Source organism: Citrobacter sp. Ce006 (assembly GCF_030336535.1).
Classification (GTDB): domain Bacteria; phylum Pseudomonadota; class Gammaproteobacteria; order Enterobacterales; family Enterobacteriaceae; genus Citrobacter; species Citrobacter europaeus.
Window position 1 is genome coordinate 1 of sequence record NZ_JAOWDO010000066.1, and the last position, 18,412, is coordinate 18,412.

Annotated in this window: 13 protein-coding genes and 1 pseudogene; 5 read left to right on the top strand and 9 right to left on the bottom strand. The window is 50.0% G+C overall.

Annotation, left to right across the window (positions count from 1 at the left end; genetic code table 11):
* Positions 1-54: 54 nt before the first annotated feature.
* The 8 genes and pseudogenes from OGV94_RS08830 to msrC all read right to left on the bottom strand — a co-directional run bounded on the left by OGV94_RS08830 (position 55) and on the right by msrC (position 11,586).
* On the bottom strand, positions 55-4,134 hold the full coding sequence (locus OGV94_RS08830) for an autotransporter outer membrane beta-barrel domain-containing protein (RefSeq protein WP_502874124.1): 4,080 nt from the start codon (positions 4,132-4,134) through the stop codon (positions 55-57).
* A gap of 603 nt (positions 4,135-4,737) precedes the next feature.
* Positions 4,738-4,809 (bottom strand): annotated as a pseudogene (locus OGV94_RS25105) (ESPR domain-containing protein); the annotation flags it as partial.
* 315 nt (positions 4,810-5,124) lie between these two features.
* Complete coding sequence (locus tag OGV94_RS08840) at positions 5,125-5,655, bottom strand: hypothetical protein (protein WP_080625054.1); 531 nt, start codon at positions 5,653-5,655, stop codon at positions 5,125-5,127.
* A gap of 594 nt (positions 5,656-6,249) precedes the next feature.
* A complete protein-coding gene (locus tag OGV94_RS08845) occupies positions 6,250-6,831 on the bottom strand; it encodes a YrbL family protein (protein ID WP_043016676.1) in 582 nt (193 codons plus the stop codon).
* Positions 6,832-7,163: 332 nt separating this feature from the next.
* Positions 7,164-8,045 carry a protease HtpX gene (gene htpX, locus OGV94_RS08850; protein ID WP_043016677.1) on the bottom strand — a complete coding sequence of 294 codons (882 nt, stop codon included), beginning with the start codon at positions 8,043-8,045 and terminating at the stop codon, positions 7,164-7,166.
* Positions 8,046-8,237: 192 nt separating this feature from the next.
* Positions 8,238-10,286 (bottom strand): carboxy terminal-processing peptidase, encoded by a 2,049-nt coding sequence (prc, locus tag OGV94_RS08855; protein WP_043016678.1) that lies wholly within the window; start codon positions 10,284-10,286, stop codon positions 8,238-8,240.
* A 19-nt stretch (positions 10,287-10,305) separates the two neighbouring features.
* The gene (gene proQ / locus OGV94_RS08860; RefSeq protein ID WP_003833781.1) at positions 10,306-10,992 is read right to left on the bottom strand and encodes an RNA chaperone ProQ; all 687 of its coding nucleotides are present in this window, start codon (positions 10,990-10,992) and stop codon (positions 10,306-10,308) included.
* 96 nt (positions 10,993-11,088) lie between these two features.
* Positions 11,089-11,586, bottom strand: coding sequence for a free L-methionine (R)-S-oxide reductase MsrC (msrC, locus tag OGV94_RS08865; RefSeq protein WP_043016679.1), 498 nt, complete (start codon positions 11,584-11,586; stop codon positions 11,089-11,091).
* Positions 11,587-11,714: 128 nt separating this feature from the next.
* On the opposite strand from msrC, the gene yebS reads away from it, so the two are divergent.
* The 5 genes from yebS to OGV94_RS08890 all read left to right on the top strand — a co-directional run bounded on the left by yebS (position 11,715) and on the right by OGV94_RS08890 (position 17,735).
* Complete coding sequence (gene yebS / locus OGV94_RS08870; protein ID WP_043016680.1) at positions 11,715-12,998, top strand: membrane integrity lipid transport subunit YebS; 1,284 nt, start codon at positions 11,715-11,717, stop codon at positions 12,996-12,998.
* Positions 12,967-15,600 (top strand): PqiB family protein, encoded by a 2,634-nt coding sequence (locus OGV94_RS08875; RefSeq protein ID WP_043016681.1) that lies wholly within the window; start codon positions 12,967-12,969, stop codon positions 15,598-15,600. Before yebS ends, OGV94_RS08875 begins: the two co-directional genes overlap by 32 nt.
* Positions 15,601-15,682: 82 nt before the next feature.
* Positions 15,683-17,104, top strand: a complete 1,422-nt coding sequence (rsmF, locus tag OGV94_RS08880; RefSeq protein ID WP_286523120.1) for a 16S rRNA (cytosine(1407)-C(5))-methyltransferase RsmF — start codon at positions 15,683-15,685, stop codon at positions 17,102-17,104.
* Between the two features lie 100 nt (positions 17,105-17,204).
* Positions 17,205-17,441, top strand: coding sequence for a YebV family protein (locus tag OGV94_RS08885; protein WP_029139506.1), 237 nt, complete (start codon positions 17,205-17,207; stop codon positions 17,439-17,441).
* Positions 17,442-17,543: 102 nt separating this feature from the next.
* Positions 17,544-17,735, top strand: coding sequence for a YdfD/YebW family protein (locus OGV94_RS08890; RefSeq protein ID WP_016152779.1), 192 nt, complete (start codon positions 17,544-17,546; stop codon positions 17,733-17,735).
* Here OGV94_RS08890 and pphA read toward each other — a convergent pair whose 3' ends face one another.
* Positions 17,736-18,377 carry a protein-serine/threonine phosphatase gene (gene pphA, locus OGV94_RS08895; protein ID WP_286523122.1) on the bottom strand — a complete coding sequence of 214 codons (642 nt, stop codon included), beginning with the start codon at positions 18,375-18,377 and terminating at the stop codon, positions 17,736-17,738.
* Positions 18,378-18,412 lie beyond the last annotated feature (35 nt).

Below are 18,412 nucleotides of genomic sequence, written 5' to 3' on the forward strand. Positions count from 1 at the left end.
AAATAACCAGACTGACATACGCCAGTCTGGCTGAACTTGCCCGGCAGAATCAGCTTAGAAGTTCCATTTCACACCGACCATCGCAGCGCTGTCGTTATAGCCTTTGTCGCCAGCCTGGACCCCGATGTTGCCCCACAGATTAAGACGCGGACTCACCTGTCCTTCCACACCCACTTTTACTTCGGCGATATTTTTCGCCCCGTCCTGACGAACATTCACGCCGTCCATGGTCGTACTGAAATCTCGTGAATTGTGCAGCCAGTTCAGTTCGGCAAACGGCTGGAATTCACGCTCTTTACCGTTATCCATCTGATGATGGCTCTTAATCCAGGTTTTCAGGCCCAGCCGGGTCTGTACATTGCCGTTACCGTTGCTGGTGATACGGGTGCCGTTGCTTTCCTGATGATCGTCCGCCTTCACGCCCATCCAGACCGCCTGCGCCTGAGGCTGGATGTACCATTCATTCAGCGTGCCATGACTGCCGGCAAATTCGCCCATTTTCTGGGCATATCCCATTTCCAGCGAGGCGGTCACCCCTTTCGATTTATATGACTCGCCCTGCAGATCATCGCCTTTAACATTGTTATCAAACCAGCTGTACTGAGCCCAGCTGTCCAGCCAGGCGCCGTTATGCGACGCATCATTGGCATACCATGTGGCATACACGCCGGTACTGTAGCCATTGACTGAACCCCGGGAACGATAACCCGTGCGTGATGACCGGGTGTTACTGTGGTCGTTCCCGTAACCCGCCATCACGCCCAGGTGCCAGCGGTCAAGTCCGTTCTGGCTCCATTGCGCAATGTCGCCTCCCAGCTGCAATACATAACGGTTGCTCTGGGTTTTCAGCTGGCCGCTGCCGTCACGCCAGTTGTTGTGCCCGCCAACGTGGCGCATCCACATACTGGTGACTTTCTGCTCGCCGGTCAGGGCATCGATATACTGCGTTTCGCCCAGGCGATCGTACAAACGGGTGACGAACATGTTGTTGGCTGCCGCCAGGTTAGCCGTGTAGCTGCCGCCTTCCGGACGCAGATCTTTATCGGGATCCGGATCCGGATTTGGTTCGGGATCCGGATTGGTTTTGCCGCTGGTCAGATACCAGTTGCCACTGTTTTCATCCTGACCGCGCCCAAGGCTGTAGTCATATGCCCCTGCCACAATACGGCCAGCCTGGGTGAACTCACCGTCCGATGCGCCATCAACATGAATAACTTCGATCCCATCAATCGTGGCGGCCCCTTTCCCACCGGCGTTGGTGACGCTGACGGAGGTGGTGCCACTGGTATCGCCTTTCACCACCAGCTTATCCGTAACGGAATTGTCATCCCCCAGCGCGGTGTTCAGGGAAAGATGGCCATCATTACCCGTGTAATTGCCATTGACCACCAGCTGGTTACCGGCCTGCTGACCATTCACACCGGTTGCGAGGGTACCGCTGTTAACCAGGTCGCCCCCCACCGTGAACAGGAGGTTGTCGCCGGTCCCGGTTCCCACCAGCAGCACACCGGCGTTATTCACATGACCTGCAACGCCCCCCGTGCCCGAGAGCATCCCCGCAGCCGCAATGTTGACTTCGCTACTGGCCAGCGTGACCGGAGATGTGCCGTCCCCCAGTACCAGGCCGCCCTGCTCAATCTCCGTTTTGCCCGTCCAGGCGGCGTTATTGCCGACGGTAATGGAGCCGGCTCCCAGCTTGGTCACATCGCCGCTACCATAAACATCGTTATCAAGCTGCCAGTCGGTATTACTGTTCAGCACCAGTGAACCACTGTTGCTCACCTCTGCGCTGCCCAGATTTTCTGCTGTGAACGCGGTGAGCCGGGAATCCGCATCCACAGCAAATTGCCCCGTAAAGGCGCTGTTGTTGCCCACCAGCGCGACATCGCTTTCGCTGAGTTCAACCCGTCCGGCATCGCTGATGCTGTTGTAAAGCGCGCCTACGGCCTTGCTCATCGTCAGCGTCCCCGCCGCCACAATATCGCCGGTGCCGAGACCCAGCGTCGTGTTCATCAGCACGCGCGCGCCTTCTGCAATGGTCGTTTTTGCCGTCAGCGTGCTGTTTTCACCGGTGATGGTCAGCGTGTCGCCATTGATGTTTAACGCGCCACTTCCGGTCAATATTCCATCGGCTGTGCCGCCCTGCGCCAGGGTCAGGCTACCGCCATTGATGTCCAGCAGTGAGTCAGCCGCCGCCGTCAGCTTACCGACAGTCTGGCTATAACCGTTCATGTCAAAACCGGTATCAGCGGCCAGACGCAGTTCGCTGGTCTGTCCCAGAACATTATCGTTTTTCATCAGCAGGTTGCCGCTGCGTACATCGGTGATACCAGTGTAATCGTTATCCATATTCGACAGCGATACCGTCTGGCCTCTGGCGCTGTCAAACGCCAGATCGCCAGTGCCTGTCACGCGGGCGCTGAGATCTGCGGCATTACCGGTATTCCCTTCGGCATTGAGGGTTAGGGCATTATTCCCTTGCGCAAGTAATTCGAGTTGGGTCAGACCATAATTGATGTAAAGTCCATCGCCATTTTCACCACTTGTCAGACGATAATCGTAAACACCATTTGCCACGGTCTCACCATTCTGAGTAATGTGAGATGTCTGGGCATTAGAAACCACATTACCATTCTGATCGACCAGGCTAAGATTCCCAGCACTACCTGTAACCGTGCCGTAGCTATCAGCCAATTTAACCAGGACGTCACCTTCATCCTGCTGGAGCAAAGGTAAAGTTGTGTCAGGATGCTGCGGCGTGTTCTCAAAATCGCCACCAGTACTAATTTGAATTTGCCCGCTACCGGTTAAATTCAGATCGTTTTCCGTCTGAATGAAACGATCGCTAAGCGTATCGCCAGGAGAAACAGCACCAAAAATTAATGTCCCGCCATTAAAGGCCAGACCACCAATGTTTTGTGTTCCAGTTCCAACCGATGTAGCGTTGCCAGTACCCACGGTAAGCGTGGCATTCGTTAACGCAGACGTATTGTCTGCTTCTAATGCGAACAGATTATTATTGAGAATCACATTCCCTGCGAATTCAGAACCCGTGGTATTGCTAAAGTTAAACGCATTACCATTATTATCAGCAACAAGATATCCGGCTCCGGTTAACTTATTATCAAAGCTGAACCCATTGTTTGTTGTCGCGAGCAAGCGTCCGCCACTGCTGATATTTACATCACCGGTACCGAAATTATTCTGCGTAGAGGACACCGCGGTATCCGTTGAAGCAGTGCCCGTTACGTTCCAGTTACCCGCATAGTTTTGGTTAGTACCGGTTATCTGGGCATTACCAGATACGGTTGAATTACCGCTACCTGATAATATGTTATTGAATGCACTGCCATCAGCATAAGCAATATCCAGTCCAGTATTAGTGTTTGGAGCCGTATTAACAGATACCACACCACTTCCCAGTGCTTTACTATCCGCAATGGAAAGTAAACCACCGCTAATTACCGTCCCACCAGTGTAATTTGACACAGCAGCCAGAGTAGTATGTCCTGATTGTTGCTCCACCGCGCCATCGCCATTAATCGCGATATTGAATAAATAGCCTTCAGTACCAGGTTGAGTCTGACTGATGTTATTGAAAATAACCGTATTCTGCCCATCGCCACTCATTGCTATGCTCTTGGCAGCAATAGAGGTAGGGGCACCATACTTAGCATCACCAATATAAAGCTGGGTAGCGCCGCCGGATACACTGTTTAATGTGATATCATTCTCAGCAGTCACTTTTGAAGCGTGCCCCAGGATCACTTTTGTCACGTTGTCAGCGACTGCTGACGATATATTGAAATCACCATTCGTCGTTATGCCCGTTCCTGTTGCATTCAATATCTGAAGACCCGTACCCCCTACGTTTTTACCAACAACATTTATATCTCCACCAACATTTACCACCGTTGAATAAATGCCTGCAGCAGTACTAACAGCATCAATGTTATTGATTTCAACGTTATTACTGAAAGTAAGATCGCCACCAACGTTGATACCATTCGAAGTTGAATTGTTAGTCGCTAAAAAACTACCGTTCGTAGTATCAAGAGACAGATCGCCGCCCACGTTAAGCTGGGAATTGCCCACCATCATGAACGTGCCGCCACTGGTGTTTTTTACGGTCATGTCACCCGTAACATTAATTTCGGCACCCTGCTCTGAAGAACTGGGATTTGCCAGCCATATGCTATTATGATCTGCAGTAAGACTAATGCTTTCTGCAGTTAACCTAGCCATTGCATTCGCTGAACCAAACATCCAGATAGTCGCATCTGTCGCGCCAGTATTCGTTTTAATATCACCTGCAGAGATAACACCGGCAGTCCCCCCGGATTGCTCCGATGTCAACCCTCCTAATTGGGAACCACCAATTTGCAGCATACTATTATTTCCCATTAATAGTGCACCGCTATTTTCCGCTGTTAAACTGCCGCCATTGATCCATATAGATGTATTTTCATTGGCAGGTGGCGCCATATTTATTGTTGGATTGCCACCTGTAATAATAACATCCGCACCGTTATTTACCTGCACAGTAGAGGTTGTGTTCCATTGCAAACCATCATTTATACTTTCTGATGAATTGAATTCAGTATATCCATTGATTTCTAGCGCATTAACGTTCCCTGATAGTATTAATGTAACAACCGTGCTAACAGCTTTAAGATTAAACAGCAAACTGGTGGATTTCGGGGAGAACTGGGTAGTGCTTTTACTTTTCGTTTTACCTTTACCAAACTCCGAAACCACAACCCATAAATTTTGAGCCGAATTCCATATAACACGATAAATCTTGTTCATAATCACCTTCCGAATAAGACCACGAAGCCTTTATGTTTTGGCTAATTATCATGGCGGTACAGCAATGAATATAACGACACTCAACAGATAGCCTCTCTTTTCTGGTCTTTTCCGCAGAAACATTGAGCAACCTGTACGGGGCGGATACTATTCCCGGCTCACAAAAACATCCATTTATATCGATAATTTGATGTATTATAGATACTTTATCTTACTTATATGACAGAAACAGTCATTAACACCAATTCAGTTTAATGCAAAGACAACGCAGTGTTAATGATTTGTATAGATAAATTCCACATAGCTGTTACCACGCTAACTCCACAGCATAAATTTACGAACAAAAAAGTGCAGTTCGTTAGAATTACGTAAATTATATTTTCGCGCAATAGCGATTGTTATCGCCTGGAAAAACTTAACGTCAATCCTTGCTAATTTAGCAGCTTCGCTGACGCTATTTGCAGCCAGTAATAAATGAATAACATATATCTCTCGTCGGGTTAATGTCTTAAGTTGTCTGATGCTTAGTATTTTATCGATTACCTTACGGGAGTGATTTTTTTGTCCCCTGAAGATACATAAACGCCACTTGTAGAAATCATCTGTCATTTCCAAATCAACTAGTGTTCCAAGTAACCGGGAGAGCCATAATCCCCGTGAGATAGTGATTATTCTAGTATCTGCACAGACTGATTCAATTGCACGATAAAGCGCATCCAGTGTAGGAAATGAATCTACATCGCAGAAACACAATATTTTCTCTGTAAAACTCGCTTGCATCAAAGCGTCTATAGAACAACGAAGGTAAGTATCCTGAGTAAAAACAATATATTTTTCTTGCAGCAAACCAATAACTCCTGTCGTTTTCTAATTCCTGAATTTCCGTTCAGGAATCGATACTGTAGATGAGAAATCTTGTAATGTATTTACTTTTAAAATGACACCTTCATTATAATCGGCATGCACAATGTCAGTTATTTATACTAATAAAAAATTAATTTATAGATGTTTTGGCCATAAAGATATCTGGCAGCACAGTCTGTAAAATATAAAATACAAAAAATCCACCATCGTTTCAGTAGATCATACTGTGTTGTTAAGATCAGATCCTGACCGAACTATTGGGAAAATAGTAAATATTGCTTCAAAGGAAGAGATATTTGCTATATCGAAGACAGGAATGAAAAATAGATAACGGGAGGGTTGATAAGAAAGTTCACTGGGTCTACGAGGATACTGATATCGGGTTAAGCCGAGAATGAAACTGCCGGCAATCTATACTTAAGCTGCAAACATGAGCACATAAGCCGGGCAATTCAGAATATGTTTCAAGAAGTTGATATACAACGAACGTCTGAGTAAAAACCTCTATTAATCAGCTCGTTGTATTGGATATCCAGCAACAAAAAATTATGATTAGACTATTTCTAACCAGTGTGGTTAAGCTTGTTGAAGGCCATTCAAATCGTTAAGCATCCGCTTGAGACATTTGATTTTATTCTTATCGCGAACTGACTGTGAAAGCTTACTGAGTTGAAAAAACGTTTTGTCACCAAACCCGTCAATGACTTTGAAGCGATACTCCTGACGCTCGCTGTCCCAGGCGTAAACAATGTTTTTACAATGCAGAGAGTTAATAATGACTCTGGTGCTGACAAACCATGCTAAAAAAGCATTCAGCTTCTGTAATTTACTGTCATCGAGTTCTTTTTTCACGGCGAGCTGATAAAGAGTTTGCGCAATATTGCCATGTTCATCGCACTCCTTCACAGTGATCTGCCCTACTCCTTTGTTTGTTTCAACAAGACCTTCGATCTTTTGCATATAAAGCGAGTCAGTTTGATGGTTAGGCTTGCACTCTTTGAGATCGCGGAAGACTTCACGTAATTTGCTTTTATAGTTAGCTATATCTGAAATAACGATTTTGATCAGCAGCTTGCTATCCTGAGGATGCTGAAAGACGTATCGGTCGTTACCTCTTGCCAGCAAGTCTTCATCTGTCAATACAAGCTCTTGTTTCATAATAGTTTTTGACTCTTACCCTAAGGAAAATGAATTCGCCTCAACTAACCTGCGTCAGTGAGTTCTGCCAGTTAAAACTATTATGTATCCATGTATTTCAATGGTAGTTAAACGAGATGCGTATTCACCCAGTTCATTTTTCTAATTGCCGCTATCACATCTTCATTACGCCGAATCCATTTGCTATCTGATGGTACTGCACACGAACTGAAGTAAATGAATCTTCTGGTAACCAGGGAGACGGGTAAATCTGTTTTGAACTCCCCGGCAAATAATATAGATAAAAAAAAGCGCGTCTGTCGACGCGCTCTTTACTTTTAGCCTGCTGCCAGTTATTTCAGGTATTCACCGCTGCGCAGCGCTTCAATACGTTTATCCAACGGAGGGTGAGTCATAAACAGCTCACTCAGCGATTTGGATTTACCGTTGATGCAGAACGCCATCATGCTGGTCGCTTCCTGCGGCTCATAGCTGGTTTTCAGACGCTGCAGCGCGGCGATCATTTTCTCACGCCCCACCAGTTTTGCTGAACCGGCATCCGCATGGAATTCACGGTGACGTGAGAACCACATGGTAATAATGCTCGCCAGAATACCAAATACCAGCTCCAGCACCGTCGCCACTGCAAAGTAAATCAACGGGTTGCCGTTACTGCTCTCACCTTCATCGCGGTTTCCACCCATAAAACCAGCGGCAATTTGCGCCAGAATACGTGAGATAAAGATAACGAAGGTGTTCACCACCCCTTGAATGAGCGTCATGGTAACCATATCGCCATTGGCAATGTGGCTGATCTCGTGCGCGATGACGGCTTCGGCTTCATCCGGGCTCATGTTTTGCAACAGGCCTGTACTCACAGCCACCAGCGAAGCATCCCGGCGCGCACCGGTAGCAAACGCGTTAATATCTGGCGCATGGTAGATTGCGACCTGTGGCATGGCGATCCCGGCCTGACGAGCCTGATTCGCTACCGTATTCATCAGCCAGCGTTCCCTTTCATTGCGGGGCTGTTCGATTACTTCCCCACCAACGGACTTTAACGCCATCCACTTGGACATCAGCAGCGAAATGAAGGAACCACCAAAACCAAACAGCAGTGCCATGATCAACAAGCCTTGAACGCTGCTTGACTGAATCCCTGTCAGGCTCAATACCAGCCCGAAAACGACCATCACAGCCAGGTTCGTCAGCAGGAAGAGCGCGATTCGCATCATAATTTTCTTTTAACCTCAATTTAACAAAACGCACTATGCGATTACCCATATCGTATGGGTCTTATGGCTATTTTCAAGCATCCATAGGTGCTAAGTCACCAGAAAGACACAACTTTACATTTTATCGTATCAGACTGACGTCTTCATGCGTTTGTTAAAAAAACAGGCACAATTTCTTGTGCCTGTTTAAGGTTATTTACCGGTTGCGGGCTGTTCCGCTGGCTTTTCTTTTTCAAGATGCGCCAGGTCGAGCGCAATTTTTACCGTTTCATCCAGGTACGGATCGGGTTCCTGGTAATCCTTCGGCAGATCGTCCAGTTTCTTCAGCAGCGGTTTGCCTTCGCGCTTAAACCGATCGTTGATACGCGCCAGACGCATTGCGTCATCTTCGTTATTCTCTTTCTCACGCTGAGCGTAATTGAGAGATGCGATGTTGCGTTTATCCTTCAGCGCATTGAAACGCGCAATGTCCTTCATGATGTACTGGAACTCAGGATCGTTGGCAATACGCGCATTGTGCTCTTTCAGCAATTCAGGCCCAAACGGCGTCAGGTTATCTGATTTGGTGTAGGTCGCGGCATCAATGCTATCCCACGGCAGCGCGTTGTCTTCAAACTTCTCACCGGTTTCAGTTTCTTCATTGCCTGTCGGCATGATGATGTCCGGCGTAACGCCTTTACGCTGCGTACTGCCACCGTTTACACGGTAGAATTTCTGGATCGTATACTGAACAGAACCGAGCGCCGGCCATTCCGGACGCAGCATCTGATCGTAAATACGGTTCAGGGAGCGATACTGCTGTACGGTGCCTTTCCCGAAGGTTGGTTCACCAACGATTAGCGCACGACCATAATCCTGCATTGCCGCGGCAAAAATCTCTGATGCCGAAGCACTGAAGCGATCGACTAACACCACCAGCGGGCCTTTGTAGTACACAACGCCGTCGGTATCGCTGTCTTCACGCACTTTACCGTTATTGTCACGAACCTGAACCACCGGGCCAGAAGGAATGAACAGACCGGAAAGTGAAACGGCTTCGGTTAGCGCGCCACCGCCGTTGGTGCGCAGATCGATAATGATGCTGCTGACGTTCTGTTTTTCCAGCTTCTGCAACTGAACTTTGACATCATCCGTCAGGCCAACATAGAAGCCAGGGATATCCAGTACGCCAACTTTTTCTTTGCCAACGGTTTTCACGGACATTTTCACGGCGCGGTCTTCGAGGCGAATACGTTCACGCGTTAACGTTACGGTGCGCGTCTTGGTACCTTTACCAGCGGGCAGGATTTCAAGGCGAACTTTGCTGCCCTTAGGTCCTTTGATCAGCGCCACGACGTCATCAAGACGCCAGCCAATCACGTCAACCATACCTTTTCCGGTCTGGCCCACGCCGACAATACGGTCGCCAACGCTTATCGCTTTGCTCTTGGCTGCCGGGCCACCCGCTACCATGGAGTTAATGACGGTATAGTCATCATCCATTTGCAAAACCGCGCCAATACCTTCCAGAGACAGGCTCATTTCAGTATTGAACTGTTCGGTATTGCGTGGAGACAGATAGTTAGTATGCGGGTCGATTTCACGGGCGAAAGCCGTCATCGCCAGAGAGAACACATCTTCGCTATTGGTCTGCGCCAGACGTCGAATCGCAAACTTGTAGCGACGCGTCAGCGTTTCACGAATTTCCGCATCGGTTTTACCGGTCAGCTTCAGGCTGAGTTCGTCAAATTTAACCTTGCCGTCCCACAGCGCGTTAAGCTCTGCTTCGCTTTTCGGCCATGGGGCTTTGCTCCGGTCGAGGTTAAAGGTGTCAGTACCGGTGAAATCCATTGGACGAGCCAGTACGCTTAATGCGTACTGATAACGCTCAAATCGACGTTTTTGCGCCAGATTATAGAGATCGTAAAAGACATCCAGTTTACCGGTACGCAGTTCATCGCCGAGGACCGTTTTCTTTTTTGCATACTGTTCGATATCGCTCGCCAGCAGCACGTTGTGGCTGTAGTCGAGCAGATTCAAATAGCGGTCAAAAATTTTTGCCGAAAACGCCTGATCCAGGTCGAACTGGCGATAGTGTGAACGCGTAAAACGCGATGTCACACGTTCGCTTACCGTCGCATGCTGGGTTTCTTCCTTTAATACGGGGATTTGATCGGCACGCGTGATATCTTCTACAGCAAGTGCCTGGCCTGCTAATGCAAGCAGACCAGCTAACGCAGTAAGCCTAAAAAAAGTGTTCATGCCAGGCCTGGCCTCCGTTTCAGAACACCAGGTGTTCTGCGCGTACAATCAAAGACATACCCGAATTCAGCTGTACACGGACGCCATCTTTGGTGATTTCTAATACGGTGGCATCCATCGCATTATTACCTGCTTTCACCTTCAGAGATTGCCCTACCGTCAGTACTGAAATATCAGATACCGGGGTATGCTGTTCTTCACGAGGAGCACGCGGTGCTTTTGCTGCTGGTTTTTCAGCGCGAGGTTTACGCTCAGCGCCTTCTTTACGACGCGGAGCAGGACGCGGCTTACGCTCACGACGCGGTGCGTCTTCTTTTTCACCGGCAGCAGCGGCCGCTTCGCGTTTTTTCGCCTGTTGCTCTGCACGTTGCGCCTGAACGCGGGCTTTAGCTTCTTCGAGCTGTTTGCGGGCATGTTCAACGTGCTGCTCATCCAGCTCACCACAAGGGTTGCCGTCAAGATCGACACGCGTTGCGCCCAATTTTACGCCATACAGATAGCGCCAGCTTGAAGTATAGAGACGTAAGGCAGAGCGGAGCTGCGTCTTGCTGAGGTTCATTTCGCCCTCAACACGCTCTACCAGATCCTGAAAAATGCCAATTTTCAGTGGGCGCGCTTCGCCTTCCGCACTAAAACACTGCGGGAAGCGTTCGGCCAGAAACGCAATGACTTCTTTACTACTATTCAACTTAGGTTGATTTTCCATGAAATTTCCTGATTACAACGGACGTAGCCAACAAGCGCAGGCATGAACAGGCGACATTATAATGACGTCATCAGTAATTGCTACGTTATCCGTTGATTATCCTGCGACGCGCGCAAAGAATTTTTTGTAATCCGTCGTTGCAAGCACGGTTTCAAGCGCTGCCACCAGCGTTCGCAGCCCCTGTTCATCCTCTTCACTGAAGCGGCCAAACGCCGTGCTATCGATATCAAGCACGCCGATCATCTGATTTTCGACGGTGATTGGCAGAACGATTTCTGCATTGCTGGCGGCATCGCATGCGATGTGCCCGTCAAAAGCATGAACGTCCTCAATGCGCTGCACCTGGTTCTGCGCTACTGCGGTACCACACACCCCGCGCCCTACCGGGATCCGCACACAGGCGATTTTTCCCTGGAAGGGTCCAAGCACCAGCGTATCGTTTTCGAGTAGATAAAAACCGGCCCAGTTTACTTCTGCAAGACGCTCGTACAACAACGCGCTGGTATTCGCCAGCGTTGCCAGAAAACTGGTTTCACCTGCCATTAATGCCTGAAAATCACGGTTCAGATCCGTGTATAGCTCTATTTTGTTCATTATTTAATCACTTGGTTGTCTTACCTAAAACTGCAGCCTACTAAAATAAACATTAAATGCGTTAATGCTCAAGATCATTCCCGTCATGAGTTAAGATAACATTACTTCAACAATTTGATTCGCGATACATGGCCTTAACGACACCACGCATCACGCCGACTAAAAAAATAGCCATCAGGTCCATTGGTGATGCAATTCCTCGTGCACATTACCATCGTTGCCCTGAATGTGACCTGATCTTTAGCTTGCCTAAAATGCGTTCGCACCAAAGTGCATTTTGCCCACGCTGTCAGGCAAAAATTCGTGACGGACGCGACTGGTCATTAACACGGCTGGCGGCAATGGCTTTCACCATGCTGCTGCTGATGCCCTTTGCCTGGGGAGAACCACTCCTGCACATCTATTTATTAGGTGTGCGCATTGACGCCAATGTGCTGCAAGGTATCTGGCAAATGACCCGACAAGGTGACCCACTCACCGCATCTTTCGTACTGTTTTGCGTTGCCGGGGCACCAATCATTCTGGTTACCTCAATCGCTTATCTATGGTTCGGCAATATTCTTGGCATGAACCTGCGCCCGGTGCTGCTGATGCTGGAAAGACTCAAAGAATGGGTGATGCTTGATATCTATCTGGTTGGTATTGGCGTCGCATCAATCAAAGTTCAGGACTATGCTTTTTTGCAACCTGGTGTGGGGCTGTTTGCTTTTATTGCGCTGGTGATCCTGAGCATTTTGACGCTGTCGCATCTTAACGTTGAGCAGCTTTGGGACCGTTTCTACCCGCAAAGACCGGCTCGTCGGCCCGATGAAAAGCTCCGCGTCTGCCTCGGCTGCCATTTTACAGGTTATCCGGACGCCCGCGGTCGCTGCCCTCGCTGCCATATCCCATTGCGCTGGCGCAGAAATCAAAGTATCCAAAAGTGTTGGGCTGCTCTGCTGGCCTCAGTAGTCCTGCTTTTGCCTGCTAATCTGCTGCCCATCTCGGTAATTTATGTCAACGGCGGCCGACAGGAAGATACGATCCTGTCAGGCATAATGTCACTGGCGAACAGCAACATCGGCGTGGCGGCGATCGTTTTTATCGCCAGTATTCTGGTGCCATTCACCAAAGTGATTGTGATGTTTACGTTGCTCATCAGCATCCATTTTAAATGTGAGCAAGGATTGCGTACCCGCATCAAACTGCTGCGTATAGTGACCTGGATTGGTCGCTGGTCGATGCTGGATCTGTTTGTTATCGCTTTAACCATGTCGCTGATTAATCGCGATCAGATACTTGCTTTTACTATGGGACCGGCTGCGTTTTATTTCGGCGCAGCGGTAATATTGACTATTCTTGCTGTGGAATGGCTGGACAGCCGCTTACTTTGGGATGCACATGAGTCAGGAAACGCCCGCTTCGCAGACTGAAGCGCAGATTAAAACTAAACGCCGTATTTCTCCGTTCTGGCTGCTGCCGTTCATCGCGCTGATGATTGCAGGATGGCTTATCTGGGGAAGCTATGAAGATCGCGGTAATACCGTAACCATTGACTTTATGTCTGCGGACGGCATTGTTCCGGGCCGTACTCCCGTTCGTTATCAGGGCGTTGAAGTGGGCACGGTGCAGGATATCAACCTCAGCAAAGATCTGCGCAAAATTGAAGTCCGCGTCAGCATCAAATCGACCATGAAAGATGCTCTGCGCAAAGATACCCAGTTCTGGCTGGTCACGCCAAAAGCGTCACTGGCCGGGGTTTCTGGTCTGGATGCGTTGGTTGGCGGCAACTATATCGGCATGATGCCCGGAACCGGCGAGCCGGAAGATCATTTCGTCGCCCTCGATACGCAACCTAAATATCGCCTGGATAATGGCGATTTGATGCTGCATCTGCGGGCCCCTGACCTCGGATCGCTCAATAGCGGTTCGCTGGTTTATTTCCGTAAGATTCCGGTGGGTCGGGTGTATGACTACACCATCAACCCAAATCATCAGGGCGTAACCATCGACGTGCTGATCGAACGTCGCTTTACTAATCTGGTGAAAAAAGGCAGCCGTTTCTGGAACGTGTCCGGCGTAAATGCCGATGTCAGCCTCAGCGGAGCGAAGATCAAGCTCGAGAGTCTGGCGGCGCTGGTCAATGGAGCCATTGCTTTTGATTCGCCTGAAGACTCAAAACCCGCGGTGGCCGATGACACGTTTGGTTTATATCAGGATCTCGCGCATAGCCAGCGCGGGGTGATCGTCAAACTTGATTTACCCAGCGGCGACGGACTCAAGGCTGGTTCAACGTCGCTGATGTATCAAGGATTAGAAGTCGGTCAACTGACCAAACTGGATTTAAATCCAGGCGGTAAAGTCACCGGCGAAATGACGGTTGATCCCAGTGTCGTAACGCTGCTGCGTGACAACACGCGGATTGAATTACACAGCCCTAAATTGTCGTTAAGCGATGCAAATATCAGTTCGCTACTGACGGGGAAAACTTTCGAGCTGGTACCCGGCGAGGGAGAGCCGCGTAGCCAGTTTGCCGTGATCCCCGCTGAGAAGTCTTTATTGCACGATCCGGGCGTCATGACGTTTACGCTGACCGCGCCGGAGAGTTACGGTATTGATGCTGGCCAGCCGCTGATTCTCCACGGCGTACAGGTCGGTCAGGTGATTGAGCGCACGCTTTCCAGCAAAGGCGTCTCATTTACCGTTGCCGTTGAACCGCAGCATCGTGCCCTGGTGCAAGGTGACAGTAAGTTCGTGGTCAACAGCCGTGTGGATGTCAAAGTAGGACTTGATGGCGTTGAATTCCTTGGCGCCAGCGCCAGTGAGTGGCTCAGCGGCGGCATTCGCATTTTACCCGGTACCAAAGGTGAAATGAAAAAAAGCTACCCACTGTATGCCAACCTGGAAAAAGCGATTGAAAACAGCCTGAGCGATCTGCCGACCACCACGGTCAGCCTGAGCGCCGAAACGTTACCTGATGTGCAGGCTGGTTCGGTGGTGCTCTATCGCAAATTCGAAGTCGGTGAAGTGATCAGCGTTCGTCCACGCGCCGATGCATTTGATATCGATCTGCATATCAAACCGGAATATCGCAATCTGTTGACCAGCAACAGCGTATTCTGGGCCGAAGGCGGGGCAAAGGTTCAGCTTAACGGCAGCGGTTTGACCGTACAGGCATCTCCCCTTTCGCGGGCGCTTAAGGGCGCGATTAGCTTCGATAACCTGAGCGGCGCCAGCGCCAGCCAACGCAAAGGCGACAAGCGTATTCTGTATGCTTCCGAAACCGCCGCGCGCGCAGTGGGCGGCCAGATTACCCTGCACGCGTTCGACGCTGGTAAACTCGCTGCCGGCATGCCAATTCGCTACCTGGGAATCGATATCGGCCAGATCCAGACGCTTGAGCTGATCACCGCCCGTAACGAAGTTCAGGCAAAAGCGGTTCTGTATCCGGAATACGTGCAAAACTTTGCCCGAAGCGGTACCCGTTTCTCCGTGATCACACCGCAAATTTCGGCGGCAGGCGTAGAGCATCTCGATACGATCTTACAGCCGTATATTAACGTTGAACCAGGACGCGGTAACCCGCGCCGTGATTTTGAGCTGCAGGAAGCCACTATCACCGACTCTCGTTACCTTGATGGTTTAAGCATTGTGGTGGAAGCGCCGGAAGCAGGTTCGCTGAATATCGGTACGCCGGTCCTGTTCAGAGGCATTGAAGTGGGTACCGTCACCGGGCTGACGCTGGGCTCGCTTTCTGACCGCGTGATGGTTGCCATGCGCATTAGCCAGCGCTATCAGCATCTGGTGCGCAACAACTCCGTGTTCTGGCTGGCATCCGGATACAATCTCGACTTTGGTTTGACTGGCGGCGTTGTGAAGACCGGTACCTTCAATCAGTTCATCCGCGGTGGTATCGCCTTCGCTACGCCGCCGGGTACGCCACTGGCCCCGAAAGCGCAGGCCGGTAAACACTTCCTGCTACTCGAAAGCGAACCAAAAGAGTGGCGTGAATGGGGCACCGCCCTGCCACGTTAATGTATCCGCTGCTCCGGCGCGAGTACGTACGCCGGAGCAGTTATGCTACACTGCGCACCTGTTTTTTTGCTGGTGGTACCAAGTGGCTTATTTTCCCGACGCCTTTCTGACGCAAATGCGTGAAGCAATGCCTTCCACGCTCTCATTCGATGATTTTCTCGCTGCCTGCCAGCGCCCGCTGCGCCGCAGTATCCGCGTCAATACGCTGAAAATCTCCGTTGTCGACTTCCTCACTCTGACTGCGCCTTACAACTGGTCACTCACTCCAATTCCCTGGTGTGCAGAAGGCTTCTGGATCGAACGCGATGATGAGGAGTCAGTGCCTCTTGGCAGCACCGCGGAACATTTGAGCGGTCTGTTTTATATTCAGGAAGCCAGCTCGATGCTGCCGGTCGCCGCGCTGTTTGCCGAAGGCAATACCCCGGAACGCGTAATGGATGTTGCGGCTGCCCCCGGCTCCAAAACCACACAAATTGCTGCGAAAATGAATAATCAGGGCGCGATTCTGGCGAATGAATTTTCCGCCAGTCGTGTCAAAGTCTTACACGCCAATATCAGCCGTTGCGGGATAGCCAATGTCGCGCTCACCCATTTTGACGGGCGGGTATTTGGCGCAGCGTTACCAGAAGCCTTCGATGCCATTTTGCTGGACGCCCCGTGTTCCGGTGAAGGCGTGGTGCGTAAAGACCCCGATGCGCTAAAAAACTGGTCGCCAGAAAGTAATCTGCAAATCGCCGAGACCCAGCGCGAACTGCTCGACAGCGCCTTTCATGCCCTGCGTCCCGGTGGCACGTTGGTTTACTCGACCTGCACGCTGAATCGTGACGAAAATGAAAACATCATGCAATGGTTGATTGAGTCCTACCCGGATGCCGTCGAGTTTTTACCGTTGGGCGATTTATTCCCGGAGGCCGAACGCGCCCTGACGCAGGAAGGGTTCCTGCATGTGTTCCCGCAGATCTACGATTGTGAAGGTTTCTTCGTTGCGCGTTTGCGCAAAACGGCCTCCATTCCTGCGTTACCCGCGCCGAAATACAAAGTCGGTAACTTCCCGTTCACCCCGCTAAAAGGACGTGAATCCGCCCTTATCACTGAGGCTGCTAACGCCTGTGGATTGCAGTGGGGAGATAGTCTGCGCCTGTGGCAGCGTGATAAAGAAATTTGGCTGTTTCCAACCGAGATTGAACCCCTGATTGGCAAAGTTCGTTTTTCCCGACTCGGCGTCAAACTGGCTGAAACGCACAATAAAGGATACCGCTGGCAGCATGAGGCCGTAGTCGCTCTTGCCAACCCAAATCACAGCCATGCGTTTGAACTGACCCTTGCCGAAGCCGAAGAGTGGTACCGTGGCCGGGATATCTACCCACAAACCGCGCCGACTACCGATGATGTACTGGTTACGTTCCAGCATCAGCCGCTCGGCCTGGCAAAGCGTATTGGTTCGCGATTAAAGAATAGCTATCCACGCGAACTTGTCCGTGATGGCAAACTCTTTACAGGATAACGCACGTTTTTACTGGCGCTTTTGCTAACGTTGACTACGCTGAAAAATGGACGCCCTAACTGGTCGTACCACAACCAGCAAATAAACGGAGAGCACGATGATGAAAACCAGTGTGCGCATTGGCGCTTTTGAAATCGACGACGCCGAATTACATGGCGAATCGCCAGGGGATCGAACGTTAACCATTCCGTGTAAATCCGATCCGGATTTATGTATGCAACTGGACGCCTGGGATGCCGACACCAGCGTCCCGGCCCTTCTTAACGGAGAACATTCGGTTCTATTTCGCGAGCACTACGATCGTAAGTCAGATGCCTGGATCATGCGCCTTGCCTGATTCAAAAAGAACCCGTCGCCAGACGGGTTATTTCCTGGTTAATTTCCCTCATCTATCAACATCTTCTACACTACAGGTATGGCTTTACCCTTTGAGGATGGAATGTTCACGCTGGTTCTTTTTGTGTGCTACCTGGGCGGCGGTTGTGAAGATATCGTTGTTGATGTCTACAAAACCGAGCAGCAGTGCCTGATATCGATGGACGATCAGCGTATTCGTAACGGCGGATGTTTACCCGCGGATGACTATATCGACAGCTTCTGGCGTCCAGCCCAGGAGTACAGCGATTTTTGATTACTGCAGTTGCACCAGCGTTAACTCGCCTCCAAACACCGCTCCGGTATCAATATAGTGCAGATTCTCGTGATCCAACCGTTGGCGCAATGGCGTGTGGCCAAACCAAAAGTGATCCGCGCCGCGAATGCCGTTGCCTTTATTCATTAGCCTTGAGCGATCCCACAGCACCCGCTGTAAATCGATATCTTTTTGCCACTGATAATCATCATCAGGGTAATCTGCGTGGGCAATGACATGAATGCCATTGCTGCAACGCAGCTCCAGAATCCAGGGTAATTGCTGACATTCTTCAAGAGCGAATTTTGCCGCTGGCTGCTCCGCCTGTGCAAACCACGAACCGCCATTCATATACCACAGCGATTGCTCCCCTGTTGCCAGCGCATCCAACCCCATTTGTTCATGATTCCCTCTGACCGCGACAATCCAGCTTTTACGCAGTAATTTCAGGCAGCGCAAACTGTCAGGCCCGCGATCGATAACATCTCCCACTGAAACCAGCAGGTCCTGCCACGGATCAAAATGACAGTGGCGCAATTTAGCCATCAATAATGAGAAGCAACCGTGGATGTCCCCAACTACCCAGACGTGACGCCAGCGCATCGCTTCCACTCTCTGATAGGCATTGTCAGGCAGTCCCATTTGACCTCCTGTACACAAATATTGCCCTGTTCTTA

Coding starts and splice junctions, on each gene's coding strand:
- OGV94_RS08830 (WP_502874124.1), bottom strand. CDS start 4,134: ATGACCGTAAAAAACACCAGTGGCGGCACGTTCATGATGGTGGGCAAT.
- OGV94_RS08845 (WP_043016676.1), bottom strand. CDS start 6,831: ATGAAACAAGAGCTTGTATTGACAGATGAAGACTTGCTGGCAAGAGGT.
- htpX (WP_043016677.1), bottom strand. CDS start 8,045: ATGATGCGAATCGCGCTCTTCCTGCTGACGAACCTGGCTGTGATGGTC.
- prc (WP_043016678.1), bottom strand. CDS start 10,286: ATGAACACTTTTTTTAGGCTTACTGCGTTAGCTGGTCTGCTTGCATTA.
- proQ (WP_003833781.1), bottom strand. CDS start 10,992: ATGGAAAATCAACCTAAGTTGAATAGTAGTAAAGAAGTCATTGCGTTT.
- msrC (WP_043016679.1), bottom strand. CDS start 11,586: ATGAACAAAATAGAGCTATACACGGATCTGAACCGTGATTTTCAGGCA.
- yebS (WP_043016680.1), top strand. CDS start 11,715: ATGGCCTTAACGACACCACGCATCACGCCGACTAAAAAAATAGCCATC.
- OGV94_RS08875 (WP_043016681.1), top strand. CDS start 12,967: ATGAGTCAGGAAACGCCCGCTTCGCAGACTGAAGCGCAGATTAAAACT.
- OGV94_RS08885 (WP_029139506.1), top strand. CDS start 17,205: ATGAAAACCAGTGTGCGCATTGGCGCTTTTGAAATCGACGACGCCGAA.
- OGV94_RS08890 (WP_016152779.1), top strand. CDS start 17,544: ATGTTCACGCTGGTTCTTTTTGTGTGCTACCTGGGCGGCGGTTGTGAA.
- pphA (WP_286523122.1), bottom strand. CDS start 18,377: ATGGGACTGCCTGACAATGCCTATCAGAGAGTGGAAGCGATGCGCTGG.